The 14,725-nt window shown below is 58.2% G+C and carries 13 protein-coding genes; 11 read left to right on the top strand and 2 right to left on the bottom strand.

Translation table 11 applies throughout. The features are described from left to right. The first annotated feature begins 15 nt into the window (after positions 1 to 15). Positions 16 to 1,152: an enolase C-terminal domain-like protein gene (locus L1A08_RS22890; RefSeq protein ID WP_238758454.1), complete on the top strand. Its 1,137-nt coding sequence runs from the start codon at positions 16 to 18 to the stop codon at positions 1,150 to 1,152. Continuing rightward, positions 1,149 to 3,419, top strand: a complete 2,271-nt coding sequence (locus tag L1A08_RS20720; protein WP_238758455.1) for a CocE/NonD family hydrolase — start codon at positions 1,149 to 1,151, stop codon at positions 3,417 to 3,419. Before L1A08_RS22890 ends, L1A08_RS20720 begins: the two co-directional genes overlap by 4 nt. On the opposite strand, the gene L1A08_RS20725 is transcribed toward L1A08_RS20720, so the two are convergent. Together L1A08_RS20725 and L1A08_RS20730 are read right to left on the bottom strand one after the other, a co-directional pair. Beyond that, complete coding sequence (locus tag L1A08_RS20725; protein ID WP_238758456.1) at positions 3,404 to 5,998, bottom strand: GH3 family domain-containing protein; 2,595 nt, start codon at positions 5,996 to 5,998, stop codon at positions 3,404 to 3,406. The genes L1A08_RS20720 and L1A08_RS20725 overlap by 16 nt on opposite strands. 186 nt (positions 5,999 to 6,184) lie before the next feature. Next, a complete protein-coding gene (locus L1A08_RS20730) occupies positions 6,185 to 6,769 on the bottom strand; it encodes a DUF488 domain-containing protein (RefSeq protein ID WP_238758457.1) in 585 nt (194 codons plus the stop codon). 198 nt (positions 6,770 to 6,967) lie between these two features. On the opposite strand from L1A08_RS20730, the gene L1A08_RS20735 reads away from it, so the two are divergent. The 9 genes from L1A08_RS20735 to L1A08_RS20775 all read left to right on the top strand — a co-directional run bounded on the left by L1A08_RS20735 (position 6,968) and on the right by L1A08_RS20775 (position 14,675). After that, entirely contained in the window at positions 6,968 to 7,762 is a 795-nt protein-coding gene (locus L1A08_RS20735) for an endonuclease/exonuclease/phosphatase family protein (RefSeq protein ID WP_238758458.1), read from the top strand. A 55-nt stretch (positions 7,763 to 7,817) separates the two neighbouring features. Next, entirely contained in the window at positions 7,818 to 8,360 is a 543-nt protein-coding gene (locus tag L1A08_RS20740) for a cysteine hydrolase family protein (RefSeq protein WP_238758459.1), read from the top strand. A 69-nt stretch (positions 8,361 to 8,429) separates the two neighbouring features. Further along, positions 8,430 to 8,819, top strand: coding sequence for a hypothetical protein (locus L1A08_RS20745; RefSeq protein WP_238758460.1), 390 nt, complete (start codon positions 8,430 to 8,432; stop codon positions 8,817 to 8,819). A 193-nt stretch (positions 8,820 to 9,012) separates the two neighbouring features. Next, positions 9,013 to 9,375 (top strand): hypothetical protein, encoded by a 363-nt coding sequence (locus L1A08_RS20750; protein ID WP_238758461.1) that lies wholly within the window; start codon positions 9,013 to 9,015, stop codon positions 9,373 to 9,375. Between the two features lie 9 nt (positions 9,376 to 9,384). After that, the gene (locus tag L1A08_RS20755; RefSeq protein WP_238758462.1) at positions 9,385 to 10,554 is read left to right on the top strand and encodes an ABC transporter permease; all 1,170 of its coding nucleotides are present in this window, start codon (positions 9,385 to 9,387) and stop codon (positions 10,552 to 10,554) included. A 62-nt stretch (positions 10,555 to 10,616) separates the two neighbouring features. Continuing rightward, positions 10,617 to 11,135: a hypothetical protein gene (locus L1A08_RS20760; protein ID WP_238758463.1), complete on the top strand. Its 519-nt coding sequence runs from the start codon at positions 10,617 to 10,619 to the stop codon at positions 11,133 to 11,135. Between the two features lie 71 nt (positions 11,136 to 11,206). Then, on the top strand, positions 11,207 to 12,769 hold the full coding sequence (locus tag L1A08_RS20765) for an efflux RND transporter periplasmic adaptor subunit (RefSeq protein WP_238758464.1): 1,563 nt from the start codon (positions 11,207 to 11,209) through the stop codon (positions 12,767 to 12,769). Between the two features lie 35 nt (positions 12,770 to 12,804). Beyond that, entirely contained in the window at positions 12,805 to 13,533 is a 729-nt protein-coding gene (locus L1A08_RS20770) for an ABC transporter ATP-binding protein (protein ID WP_238758465.1), read from the top strand. Next, positions 13,533 to 14,675 carry an ABC transporter permease gene (locus L1A08_RS20775; RefSeq protein WP_238758466.1) on the top strand — a complete coding sequence of 381 codons (1,143 nt, stop codon included), beginning with the start codon at positions 13,533 to 13,535 and terminating at the stop codon, positions 14,673 to 14,675. Before L1A08_RS20770 ends, L1A08_RS20775 begins: the two co-directional genes overlap by 1 nt. Positions 14,676 to 14,725 lie beyond the last annotated feature (50 nt).

Here is a 14,725-nt window from a genome sequence, read left to right on the forward strand (position 1 = left end):
CCAAGGAGTCTGTTCGTGAAGATCGTTCGTCTCGAGTTAATCGCTTTAAGGGTCCCGTTCGCGGTGACGTTCCGGCATGCCGGAGCAGAGCGTTCCGAGACACTGAGTATCTGGACGGAAGCGGAAGACGAACAGGGGAACATCGGCTACGGCGAGGGGTGCCCGCGTTCCTACGTGACTGGCGAGGATCTGACAACTTGCCGAACGTTTTTCGATCGAATCCACGCAGCCGTCGTCGAGAGTGTCAACGACCTGGACGATCTCCGACAGTTGGGAACGGAGCGAGAGGCCGAAATCGATCACTCGCCATCGTGCTGGTGTGCAATCGAATCCGCGGTGCTTGATCTGTTGTGTCGCCGATCACAATTGGCCGTCGAAGACCTGCTGGGGCTGCCGGCAGTTGAAGGTTCGTTTCGATACACCGCAGTGATTGGCGATCAGTCTGCCGAGTCGTTCGAGAAGCAATTGCGGCAGTACGTCGGGTTCGGCTTCGAGCAGTTTAAGATCAAGCTGTCCAGAGACGCCGAGCGCGACAGGACGAAGTGGAATCTGCTAAACGACGCAGGCATTGATGCTGAGCGGATCCGAGTCGATGCCAATAACCTCTGGCAAAGTTGCGTAGAAGCCGTGGGATACCTTGGTCCCTGGAAGGATCAGTTTCGAGCGATCGAAGAACCTATTGTGGCTCGCGAGTACGCAGGGCTCGAACAGCTGGCCCGGGAACTGGACCGGTCGGTGATTCTCGACGAGAGCTTCCTTTGTCGCAACGACTTTTCGCATCTTCAGGGAGATCCCGATCGCTGGATCGTGAATTTGCGGGTCTCGAAGCTGGGGGGAATCGTTCGCACGCTGCAGATCATCGAAGAGGCTCGCAGCAGAGGAATTCGCGTGATCGTCGGAGCTCAGGTGGGTGAGACGAGTCTGTTGACCCGTCTGGGGATCACGGCGGCCAGTGCTGCCAGAGACCTTCTCGTGGGGCACGAAGGAGCTTTCGGAACTCATCTGCTGCAGCACGATGTGGTGGAACCTCCCCTGATGTTCGGACCGGGTGGCCGGCTGAATCTGCATGATGTTCCGTATGGCCGAGGCCCCCTTCCAGTGAGCCGCCCGAGTGAATTCCTTCGTCCGCTCGCCGGAACAGAGGAAGTATGAACGCGAAGAACGACCTTGCTCTGGAAGTGGGACGGAGTACGCGGATCGCGCTTTGGGGGCTGCTGGCGTTGTTTTGCATGCGAGTCCTCGGACAGTTTCTTGTCGAAACCGGGCTGACGCCATTCCTTCCCCCCTCCCCGGAATGGTTTTCAGGTCTGATTCCGTATCCCTGGCTGCTGTCCAGTCAGGTGCTCATCATCGGGCTGATGGTACGGATTAATCTGGGGATTACACGGCAGTGGACCTGGTACGCCAGACCGCATCGGGCACTCGCTCAGATTCTCCTGTTTCTGGGGATCGTCTATCTGAGTGTGATGGCCATCCGCTATTCCGTGCGGATGAGTCTTTATCCCGCCGAACGCTGGACCGGTCGTTCCATCCCGATTTTCTTTCACTGGGTGCTGGCGTGTTATGTTCTGACACTAGGTGGATACTTTCGACGACGGGCGAAAGTCCCGGCGAGTGAGCAATCGGGCTCTTCGATGTTTCGACGCGTCTGCTTGGCGGTGACGTGGGTCGGAATCATTCTCCTGACGTTCACCGCGACGCTCGTCTGGACAGCGTATCTGCTGTTGCCTTCCTATCTGGCCAGTGAGTTAGGAGCGAGGCGCTCGGAATATGCGGTCATCATCGAGAAAGCGGTGCCGCTGACGACGCGGGATGGCGTTGAGCTGAAAGCCGATGTCTACCGACCCTATCGGCTGGAGAAGACGCCAACCATCCTCGTTCGGCTGCCGTTTTCTCATAACTGGAGAGTCGATCTGTTTGCCTCAATTGTCGGGCGTCTGTGGGCCGAGCGCGGCTACACAGCCATCATTCAGGGCGTACGTGGACGGGGAGATTCACGTGGAGAACACGTTCCGTTCGAGCACGAGCGAGAGGACAGTCTGGATACTCTGAACTGGGTGAGCGAGCAGTCGTGGTACAACGGTCAGGTGGGAATGTGGGGCGGATCGTACTTTGCCTACACGCAGTGGGTGATCGCCGATCAAAGCGATCCCGGGCTGGATGCGATGATTGTGATGGAGTCGAGCACCGATCACTACGGAATGCTTTATCCGCAGGGGGTGTTCGCTCTCGAGAGTGCTTTGTACTGGGCACTCACCTCGTATGGACCGGTCAACTATACCGTGCCGGATGAAATGCTCGAACGCGGAACTCGCACCTTGCCGGTCATTGAAGCAGATGACCGGGCGTCAGCTGATATCGGGTTCTTCAACAACTGGGTGACACATCGAACGCGTGACGAATATTGGAAGAAGGTTGATGGCCTCGACCGGGTAAGAACGCTGCAGGCTCCCGTGCTGCTAATGGGCGGATGGTACGATCCCTATCTGCCGACCCAGTTGAACGACTATCGGACGATCCAAACCGAAGCGAAGCGTGAAGTCGCCGAAGAGACACGATTGATCATCGGTCCGTGGATCCATGCCGAGACGATCGAGTTCCCGAATGGGTTTCAGGGAACTCATTTCCGCATCGAAAGCCTCGCCCCGACGATTTCGTGGTTCGACCGGCACTTGAAAGGGAAGCCCACTCCAGAGATGGCGCCGGTCCGAATATTCGTTATGGGCCGCAATGAATGGCGGGATGAACAGGAATGGCCACTCGAACGCGAGAAGCGGGTCGAATATTTTCTGACTCCAGAAGGAGAGACACATCGCGGAGGAACGCTTCGAACTAATGACCCGGGAACCGAAACGACGGCGTTTCCCTACACGTATGATCCAGACGATCCCGTTCCGACGCAGGGCGGACCGATGCTCGGCACCCGGGCCGGAATCCGCCAGCAGAATGACCTCGAGACGCGGACTGACGTCCTCGTCTTCTCCACCGACGTTCTCGAAGAGCCAGTTGAAGTCACCGGCGTACCGCGAGCCACCCTCTATGTGCGAACGTCGGCCGCCTCGACAGATTTCACGGTCAAACTGGTAGACGTTTATCCTGACGGCTCGGCATGGAACATCTGCGACGGACTCGTCCGCATCAAACCGGAAGCTCTCGCGGAAAACGCCGAAGGTGAACCCATGGAAGTCGCCGTCGAACTTTGGCCCACGAGTAATGTGTTTCTACCTGGGCACCGCATCCGGATCGAAGTCAGCAGCAGCAATTTTCCACGGTATGAACGGAATCTGAATACCGGCCAATTTGATCCGGGCCAGGTGGAAAGTGTGGTCGCAAGACAGACGCTCTACTGCTGTGGACAGACGGCGTCGCGTATCGAACTTCCCGTCATTCCCGCGCAGGCCGGTCAAACTTCCGAGTAGGAGCAGGCCGCAAAGTCGAAGTTCAGCTCTCGGGCGTAGAGCAGGGCGACGGTCTTGAACTGTGCTTCCCGACGGCCCCGGCTCAGTTCGAATTGCTTGAAACGTTCGCCGGAGCCCGGTTGCAGAGAGACCACGACAACTGGCTTGAGGCGTCCACTGTCTCGCTTCGCGGCGTATTCGAGATTGGCCTCTCCCAGCAAGCGATCCAGAACGTCCGCATACTGCTTTTCGCTCGATCCGTCAGCCGGCGGGGTCTGCCATTCGATGAACAGTCGGTAGCGGGCTGTTTCTTCATCGGCGACCGCGAGAAAGAAACTTGCCTCGGCCCGACAGTCCGATTCGAGACGGTGGACGGATTCAATCAGTTGGCACTCGTGCAGCTTCTCTCCGGTGATATTCGTGATGCCGGCTCCTTTTTGCACGAACCGCAGCAGCGGAGTGCGGCCGTAGAATCCGGTGACTTCGATAATGTCGTTCATCGCGTAGCGGAACAATCCCGAGGGCGTGGTGACAAACAAATAGTATTGCTCACCGAGTTCCAGTTCGTGCAGGCCGAGACAGGACTGGTTGCCCTGGTCAAAGGTTTCGCGTTCGACGAACTCGAAAACGTTGCTCCAGAAGGTCGGTAGCCCTGATTCCTCATCGGCGTTCATGGGAACCGTCACCGTCAGCTCGCTGGCCATCAGGCCGAGTCCCATCACGGACACCTGCGGATCGAGCCGCTTGCGAACCGCTCCCAGGGCGATGCCGCAACTGCCTCCCGTCCAGGTCGACAGCATGGCCAGTCGCGGCCAGATCCGCGTCAATAACTGAGGCGGATTCTCATCCATAATGCGACGCAGCGTCTCGGCCCGCTCAGGGTCTGGCCGGCAGCGGGCTATGATGGCGCGGTCCAACCTGAGGAGATCGCCGTTTGCTGCCGAGACGACTCCGCGCTCAATGTCTTCCAGCAGACGATCGCGATGCTCCTCGAGAAGATCGAGCAGGCGGAGAATCGTCGAAGGATTCGCCGTGCCAAGATAGGTCACGTCGCGTTCGGCAAGGGCCAGCCGCAGAATGACGTAGTACTTGAGTTCGTAATTGTCGATCTCGAACACCTCGGGCGGGAGCACGTAACGATTACGGATGAGCCGCGGCATCGAAGCGTAGAGCACTCCGGAGGCTGAACCAAAGGGAATGCCGGATGACCGATGTCCCTCAATTCCTGCCCCGGCGATGGCGATGATCCTGCCGGCAAATGCTCGTTCATCGGCTCGGTGCTGAAACAGCGCGAAGAGTTGTTGAGTCCGTCGCAGATCCTGCAGCGTTTGCGAACGAATAGGGATGTATTTAGCCGCCCCGGTCGTTCCGCTGGTCACATTGTAGAGCTCGGGCCGATCCGGATTGAGCGCGGGTTGCCCGGTGCGTTCCTGAGTGTCGATGTAAGGAAGCAGGCTGTCGTAGTCGTTGAATGGAACATTTCGGCGGAAGTCGTCGAGCGAGTCGACCCTGTCAAACTGATGTATTCGGCCGAATTCTGTCTCGCGATGCGAGTTCATGATTGCTCGCAGCACATTCCGTTGTGCCTCTTCTGGATCGTCTGTCTTGCGTTGAATCGGCTTCCAGTTTCGCCGTTCAATCCAGGCCATCCGGAGACGCAGCAGCAGGTCGGGCCGTGCCGATGAGAATGTCTCTGTCGATTTCTGATCCAGACCGGGAACGAATGGCGTCCTCATCTGAGTCCAAAACCGTGAGGGGTACTCGCGATTCTTGAGTCCGAGCTTCGCCACAAGCCGATCCTTCGGCAGAAAACGAGTCCCGAAGAGAACGTCCCAGACGATTACATTGTTGCCATAATTGGCATTGGCTTCTTTCGGAACGTGAGAGTGATGCCAGCGATGAAGTTCCGCACTGCTGATCACATAGTTCAGCCAGCCAAAACGCAGGTGGATATTGCAGTGCTGAAAGAACCCGTTGACGGCATAGAAGACGAAGTACAGAGCCAGCACGCGGTCGCTAACGCCCAGCAGAATGAAAGGGAATGCATCGAACAGAAACTGGGTCGACTTCTCGAGCGGGTGAAAGCGTCCCACATTCAGCCAGTAAAGCCGATGCGGCGAATGATGGACCGCATGAAAGCGCCACAGAAAAGGGATTCGGTGGCAGGCGACATGGAGCCAGTAGCGGAGGAAGTCGGCCAGCAGGATCATCAGGACGACCTGCACCAGAATCGGCCAGTGATGCACCCAGAGCCCGGCGGTCCACTGCTGTGCAGTCAGCCATCTCTGCAGAGCCAGTGCAGCGATCAGGGCCAGCCCCTGAGGCAACAGGATCTGCACGAGGATCATGTAGGCCACATCGGCCGAGACAGTCTGGCGATCCGGGATCCATTCGATCCGCGCCGGCATCTTACGCTCGGCCAGTTGCACGAGGCCGGCTCCCAGGAGAGCCGGGACGAACGAAGCCCAGAAGGTCGGCCATCCCATCTGTTCGAACGCAAAGAACAACCCGAGACAGAGCGTCATCGTGACCGGATATACCAGCCACGGAGCGATTCCGTCCGAAGCCTGCAGTGGGCGATCGACACGCGAGGAATTCATACAGATCGGCTCGGTTCTCAAAACGGTAGGGTATTGGATGTTCGCCCATCAGGATACCGCCAACGTGTCGTGAAGTCTCGAACCATTTTGGCAGTCCGTAGAATACGAAACGTGAACCATCAGTGAGGGACTCCTGATCCAGAGACCGGAGCCCACGCTCGCGCCGGGGGATTTGTCGGCAATGGATCATTCGGTGGCTTCGGCCGGGTAGATGACGCGGTCCTTCTGCTGGACCGCGAAGTCCGGGAGTTGATGTTCCTGGGCTCGAGTCGCCGAGAAAATGTCCCACACGGTCCAGCCGCGAGCAATCAAAGCATCGGCGATCAGGCGACGGTGGCAACGCCAGGGGACGGCTTCGGAGCACATCAGAGCACACCGCCGTTGAGTGGCCAGAGACTCGAGTTCCGATAAGGTCTGCTGAAATTCGTCGCTCAGGGCGTAGTCTGCGTAGGCATTGAAAGACTCGACCCGCCAGGCCCCATTTGGCGAGTCGGGAAGCCGGCCATTACGTCGGCCACCGAGGCCGACCCAATGCGAATATTCGATCCCCGCATCGCCCAGAGTCGCGATTAGCGAGTCCTGTTGAAATTGAGGATGGCGTCGGGATCCCGGAAAGCGGCGGACGTCGACCAGGGTCTCGATTGAGAAACCCTGCAGCATGCCCAGAAACTCGTTGAACTCCCGATTGGAATGACCGATCGTCCAGATCGATTTTTCGTGTTCCGCAGCCGATGACGCTTCTGCGGAAGCCGAAGATTTGCGCGCGCACATGGTAGGTCAACCTTATGGAAAGTCGTTCGGCAGTCAATACAATGACCTGCAAACATCATACCGTGAATCGATGTCTCGGAATCATGACCGGCGGTCGTGGCCAGTTTGTGAAGTGACGTCGGTCTCTCTAGACTTCAAAGATCCCGAATCGGTTGTGTCCGTAATAAACGTCAGATGGGCCTGTAGAAAGGTCGATTAATGAAGCCTTTGTTTCTCGTCGTGATTTCGGTGTTCCTCTCCGCTGTGGGTACTGAGGCCGCCGACCCCGTTCGACTGCGAGTCCTGAGCTACAACATCCATCACGCCGAGGGCGTGGATCGCAAACTTGATCTCGAACGGATCGCGGAAGTCATCCGTTCTGTAAAACCTGATCTCGTGGCGCTGCAGGAAGTCGATCAGAATGTGGACCGCACGGAAGGGATCGACCAGCCGGCTGAACTGGCCCGGCTGACGGATCTGAACGTCGTCTTCGGGGCCAACATCGAACTGCAGGGCGGTCATTACGGCAACGCCGTGCTTTCTCGACTGCCAATTGTCGACTATGAGAATCACAAGTTGCCCAATGTGGATGCTGGCGAACAACGGGGGATCATCGAAGCGGAGATTCGTCTGTCCGACGGACTCGGATCCCTGCGGTTCTTCGCCACACATCTCGATTATCGTGCCGACGAACGTGAACGACTCGCCTCTGCAGAGAAGATTAACGATCTGGCATCTCAGGCAGAGGGGCCGGCGATTCTCGCGGGCGATTTGAACGCGACACCAGACAGCGAGACGCTCGCGATCTTCAAACAGGCCTGGACTTCAGCGAATAGTGATCCGCTGGCAACGGTGCCGGTCGACCGTCCACGGCGTCAGATTGACTACGTACTCTTCCAACCGCAGGAACGCTGGCGTGTCGTGAACGTTGAGGTGTTGCCCGAGGCGATCGCTTCGGATCATCGGGCAATTTTCGCCGTCCTCGAACTTCTGCCGGAGAAGCGACTACACTGAGTCCTGCCACATCAGGATCGAACAACTCCGCTTCAGGCGGAGAGGGAGAATGAACATGAATCGCGCTCTACTGGTCATCGACGTTCAGAACGAGTACTTCACGGGAGCGCTGCCGATCACGCATCCGGTCGGCCATCTCGAACAAATTCTCGAAGCGGTCGACGCCGCGACCGGGCGGATTCCCGTCGTTGTCGTTCAGCATCATTTCGCCGACGCTGACAAGCCGTTCTTTCAGAAGGGAACGCCGGGTTGGGAACTGCATCCGGAGATCGCGAAGAGGAAGCGGGATCTGCTGGTCGAGAAAACGATGCCCGGCAGTTTCACGGGAACGAATCTCGAAGACTGGCTGAGTGAGCAGAAGATCGACACAGTGACCGTAGCCGGGTATATGACGCACATGTGCTGCGACACGACAGCCCGCCAGGCGGTGCACCGGGGAATCAACGTCGAATTCCTCAACGATGCGACCGGGACCCTTGATCTGTCGAACCAGGCGGGAGAAGTAACGGCGGAAGAACTGCATCGCTCGATTCTTTGTGCCCAACAGATGCTTCTCAGTGAAGTGCTTGATGTCGAAACCTGGAGAAAGCGTCTGTAGAGATGAAGCCGGAGCAACTGGCGAAGAACCGCGGTTGACAGTCGAGAACATCCCTTCGATACTGAAGGTATGAGATTCTGCCTCCTGCCACTTTTGATTTTCTCGATTCTCGCCTGCCCGTTCCGCTGCATGTCGGCGATGGCCAGTCAGGGGAATTCCGCAGAGTCTGAAGCGCGACAGAGCTGCAGCTGCTGTGGTCAGAAGAATCCTGACGAAACTCCCAATGCTCCGCAGGATGAAGAATCATGCCCCAACTGTCTCTGCCACGGAGCAGTCGTGGGCGGGGAAGAGATCGATCTGGACCTGGACGAGTTCATCGACTTTCTCGCGTCGCTGGAGCTGATGGTCTGCTTGCAACAGATCGCTGGCGATTCCCTCGAGAGCTGGGACGAATTTCCGCCTGCCCGCTCGTTGAGCGGATATTCCATCTGCATTCAGCATCAACTGCTGTTGATCTAATCTGCTGAGGGCTCTGCTTTTGCCCTCTATTCTGCGCTTCCGCGAGTATCGCGATCCGTCTCGACGTTCCGGGATTGGCATGCTGCTTTTCTTCGCGATGCGCGTTCAGTCAAACGGTTCGGCCGATTCTTCCTGCTTCTGAGCGGATGCTGTTGTGCATCCGCCTTTCGATCTCGATTCAAGGAAACTTTCCATGATTCGCCTCCTTTGCTGCGCCGGTATAGCGCTTGTCTTCGGTCTGGTTCCAAGAACCCCCGCCACGACTGAAGCCCACGAAAAGACGATGCCGAAGACGATGTTGAAGACAATGCCGACCGTAGTGCACGTTGATGAAATGTGCGGCGGTTGCGTCAAGAAAGTGCATCGTCGCTTTGACGATGACGAGAAGGTCGGCCGTTTTGAATGCGACGTCGATGACAAGACCGTGACCTTCCATCCACCGAAGGGCGAATCCCTTTCGGCCCGTTACCTGTGGGTTGAGATGGACGAGATCGGGAAGACGCCGATCAAGCTCGTCAGTCCCAACGGGATCTACCGTTCAAAGCCAAAAAGGTAGGACGCCGTGATGTTTCGGAAACGAGCTCTTCCCTGGGAATATGGCGTCCGCAATCTGCTGCGGCGGCCAACGCGAACCCTGCTGACGCTGGGAGCATTGTCGACGGTAATTCTGCTGATCTTCGTGGTCGTTGGATTCATCCGTGGACTGGAACGCTCGCTGGCCGTGAGCGGCGATCCCTCCGTGGTGCTCGTCTATTCGCTGGGAGCTGAAGAGAACATCGAGAACTCCGCCGTGCCCGCAAGAACGCCTTCGCTTCTCAAAGCGAGTCTGGACGGAATTCAGCAGCGGTCGGGTGTCGACTACATCTCGCCGGAGCTCTATCTCGGAACCCGAGTGCAGACGGCGACCAGCGAGAGAACCGGTCTCGGTTTAATTCGCGGCGTCACCCACACCGCTCCACTGGTTCGCCGGAATGTTCAACTTGTCGAAGGAAGCTGGCCCGGACCAGGAGAAGTGCTTGTCGGGAAGCTCGTTGCGGCCAAGCTCGGCTGCTCGCCGGAAGATCTGGCGATTGGTCAGCAGATCACGATCGAGAAGAAATCGTGGACAATCAGCGGTCGCTTTTCCGCTGGGGGGGCGGCTTATGAATCAGAGATCTGGTGTCGTCTCCCCGATTTTCAACAGGTGTTGAAGCGACAGGATCTCAGCGTCGTCGCAATCGCACTGACGCCTGAGTCGTCAGCCGCGACCGTCTCGCTGTTCTGCAAAGAACGAACCGATCTCGAGCTGCAGGCCGTCGGCGAAGTTGAGTACTACGCCTCGTTACAGCAGCACTACAAGCCGATGCGAATTCTCGCCTGGTTGGTGGTGCTGCTCGTTTCCGGTGCCGGCGTCTTTGCCGGACTCAACATGATGTACGGAGCCATTGCCGGAAGAATCCGGGAGATCGCCACACTCCAGGCGGTCGGATATCGTCGCCGTGCCATTCTGGTCAGCATTCTGCAGGAAGGAGCGCTAATGGCGGCAGCCGGTTCGCTTCTGGCAGCTGCGATCGCGTTGCTCTTTCTGAATGGGCTGGCAGTCCGTTTTACGATGGGAGCATTCGCGTTGCGGGTCGACGGCATCTGTCTCCTTGTCGGCTGCGGAGTGGGACTGCTTCTTGGAGTTCTGGGCGCGTTACCTCCCGCCATCAAGGCGTTGCGATTGCCCGTCGCAGAAAGTCTCAAAGCCATTTGAACGTAACGTTGTACTTACGATCTCCGCAGGGAGATCTCTCAAGAAGGATTGAAAGGAAGACCATGAAAAAGGAATTGTTCGCTCTGTTCGGTGTTGCTGCTCTGTCAGCTCTGCTGCTCGTTGGCTGTGCTGATCAACAGGCGGCTCCGAGTGCATCAACGGGGATCCCCGATACGCCCTACCTGACCAATACGGAACCAGTTGGAGCCTTGCCCGTCGGCGAAGCTCGTGAGGCGAGTGGAGACAAGGAAGAAGTCGTTTTAATGGGACGGATCGGCGGATCGGCCAAGCCGTTCATCGACGGCCTCGCCGCGTTCACGATTGTCGACCCGAAAGTGCCTTATTGTGCTGATGAGGAAGGCTGTCCCACACCCTGGGATTACTGCTGCGAGCAGAATCAGGTGAAGACCAACATCGCGACGGTGAAGGTCGTTAACGAGCAGGGACAACCGGTTTCTCAAGACGCCCGGGAACTACTCGGCGTCAAGGAACTCAACATGGTGGTCGTGAAAGGGACAGCTCAGCGCGACGGCGATGGGAACCTGTCCGTTCTTGCCGACCAGATTTACGTCAAGGAGTAAATGAACTTCGGTTGAGGAAGTCGCCCGGATCAGCGGGCGGCTTCTCCTTCCCTACTCGTTGGAATTCAATCATGACATCCGCAACCCGACCTCAACTTGATCTTCGTGAGCTTGCGATCGATCGCCCCAGTAAGGCGACGACAGAGCCGAAGGTGCGGCGGAAGCCGCTGCTGACACGGTATCTGATTCCCGGCGGCATCGTCCTGGGATTCCTCGGATTGCTCGCCGCTGCGGTCAGCGATCAACTGCTGCCCCGCCACGAAGTCTCGGTGGTGCCGGTTCTTGTCCGTCGCGCGGAGATTCAGCAACAGGGTACGCCGCTGTTTCAGGCCGCAGGCTGGGTGGAACCCCGTCCGACGCCGATCAGCGTTGCCGCGTTGACCGAAGGCGTGGTTGAGGAACTACTGGTGGTGGAAGGTCAGCCCGTCGAGATAGACGAACCGGTGGCTCGCCTGATCAATATCGATGCCCGACTTGCGTTGCGACAGGCACAGAACACCCTGCAACTTCGTAAGGCGGAACTGGAGAGTGCGAAGGCGGAAGTCGATGCCGCTGAACTGCGTGTGGAATTTCCCGTGCATCTTCAAGCGACTCTGGCCGACGCCGAGTCGTCACTGGCCCAGGCAAGGACCAATCTGGCGAGGCTGCCTCATCTAATCAAGGCTGCCGAAGCGCGGGCAGTGTATGCGGAACAGAATTACGAAGGCAAACAGGCCGCTGAAGGCGCTATCGCCGGCCGGCTGATTCAACAGGCGTTGTCAGAATTCACCGACGCCGAGGCTCAGCTCACCGAGTTGCGGGAGCGGAAGCCGTATCTGGAAAAAGAAGTGTCGACCCTCGAGGAGAAGGTGACTGCGTTCAACTCGCAATTGGAACTCCTGATTGAAGAATCACGACAGTTGAAGGACGCACATGCAAAGCGGCAGGTTGCTGAAAGTCGCGTGGCGGAAGCTGAGCTGGCGGTCGAAATGGCCCAGTTGAATGTTGACCGAACCATCGTGCGGGCTCCGATCGCGGGCCGCGTGCTCACTCTCGTGACGAGTCCGGGCTCGCGCGTGATGGGCCTGGAGTCCTCTGGAGCCTTGAGTTCAAGCACGGTCGTCACGATGTACGATCCAGCACGGCTGCAGGTGCGCGCCGATGTGCGACTCGAAGATGTCCCTCTGGTGCAGCCGGGGCAGCCGGTTGAAATCGAAACGGCATCCTCTTCAGAGCCAATCAAAGGCCGCGTGCTGCTGCCGACATCCACCGCAAACATCCAGAAGAACACACTGGAAGTGAAGGTTGAAGTCGAAGATCCCCCCGCGACCATTCGTCCGGAGATGCTGGTCACCGCCACGTTTCTGGCGCCGCCGACCCCGGAGTCTCAGCTCGACGAAGTTCAGGAAGCCGAGCGGCTGTTAATTCCGCGAGATCTGGTCACGACGGCCGAACAGGGAACTTCAGTCTGGATCGTCACGGCGGAGGGAACGGCAGTGCTGCAGCCCGTCACGCTCGGTAAAGCCGGCACGGAAGAACTGGTGGAAGTTGCTTCCGGACTGGATCCCACGTCAAAAGTCATCGCGACCGGACGGCAGGGGCTCGAAGCGGGCACTGCCGTTGAGATCATCGGTGAAGCCTCCTCGGGAAACTGAGTCCGGGGCAGGAAACGCACATCAGGAGCAAACAAATGGCACTTGTGGAAATCCGAAATCTGTCGAAGTCGTTCAGCAAAGGGGATGAAGTCATCTCGCCGCTCATCGAGGTCGATCTCGACATCCAGCAGGGCGACTTTGTCTCGCTGATGGGCCCCAGCGGGACTGGAAAAAGTACGCTGCTCAATCTGATCAGCGGTATCGACCAACCGGACGAGGGGACGATCACCGTTGATGGCGTGGAAGTGACGAAGCTGTCCCGCAGCAAACTCGCCGACTGGCGTGCCGCCAACCTCGGTTACATCTTTCAGACGCACAACCTGATTCCGGTGTTAACCGCTTATGAAAACGTCGAGCTGCCGATTCTGTTACTGCCGTTGACTGCAGCCGAGCGGCGCCGCCGGGTTGAAATCGCCCTCGAAGCCGTCGGACTGAGCGATCGGGCCGATCACTACCCGCGGCAGATGTCCGGGGGGCAGGAACAGCGCGTTGGTATTGCCCGAGCCATCGTGGCTCATCCCAAAGTTGTGGTGGCCGATGAACCAACCGGAAGTCTGGACACGAAGACCAGCGATCAGATTCAGACTCTACTGCAGCGACTGAACGAAGAACTTGATATCACGCTCGTGATGGTGACGCACGACAGTGAGGCCGCGACGATTGCTTCGAGACAGATGATTCTCGATGAGGGAAAGATTGTCGAGATCACGCATTCGAATGGAACCAATCCCGGGCAGCCGGCCCAACTGGTGAGGGGGGAGTGATGTTTCGTCTGAGCTCGTATGTGATAAAAGGGATCTGGCGGCATCGGGCGCGGACCATGCTGACCGTCAGCGGGGCAGCCGTCGCCATGTTCGTCTTCTGCTTCGTAGGGTCGGTGCAGGAAGGGCTGGAGCGGTTGACCTCTGATGAAGATGCGCAGCGAACGCTGATCGTCTTTCAGGAGAACCGTTTCTGTCCGACAAGCAGCCGTCTGCCGGAAGACTATGCACGTCGGATCGCGGAGATCCCCGGCGTGAGAGATGTGATGCCGGTGCAGGTGTGGACCAACAACTGCCGGGCCAGCCTCGATATTGTCGTGTTCAACGGCGCTCCCCCGAAACAGCTCCAGACGGCTCGCAAGCTTGAACTCAACTCCGGCAACTGGAGCGAATTTGAGAGCCGACGCGACGCCGCGATCGTCGGCCGGAATGTCGCAACTCGCAGGAATCTGAAGAAGGGAGACCAGTTCTCGATCGGCGATCTCGATGTTCAGGTAGCAGGCGTCTTCTCTTCTCCCGTTCCCGCGGAAGAGAATCTCATTTACACCGGACTGGAGTTTCTCCAGTACACACGGGGGCTCGATTCGGCTGGTCTGGTGACGCAGCACGAAGTGCATTTAACCGAAAACGCCGATCCGGATGAAGTCGCCTCCGCGATCGATGAAGCCCTGCGAGCCGGACCAGTCGCCACGACGACACGCCGCAAGGGGGCCTTTCAGACGAGTACCCTGTCCGATCTCGTAGACCTGATTGGCTTCGCCCATTACCTCGGCTATGCCTGCGTCGGTCTCGTACTGGCTCTCGTGGCCACCACGACGGTGATGGCGGTTCAGGATCGCATCAAGGAGCACGCCGTGCTGCAGACGCTGGGTGTGCGACCGGCTCGTGTGTTCCGGATTGTGATCGCTGAAAGTCTGCTGCTCTGTTTTGCGGGCGGGATTCTGGGAACCGCGGTCGCGCTGGCGATTCTCGGCTGGGGAGGGCTTGCGATTGGTGCGGAAGGTGTCACGATAGCATTTCGGCCGTCGATCCAACTGGCAGCCGCCGGCTTGATGGTGTCTGCCGGAGTGGGCGTCCTCGCGGGGATCGTCCCGGCCATTCAGGCCGCCCGGACTCCCATCGTGATGGCATTGAGGCAACCGTAAAGCGGATCGAATGTCGGATATGTCCGCATGCGTCGATCGTTCGGCACACC

This window comes from Rubinisphaera margarita, assembly GCF_022267515.1.
In the GTDB taxonomy this organism is placed as follows: Bacteria; Planctomycetota; Planctomycetia; order Planctomycetales; family Planctomycetaceae; genus Rubinisphaera; species Rubinisphaera margarita.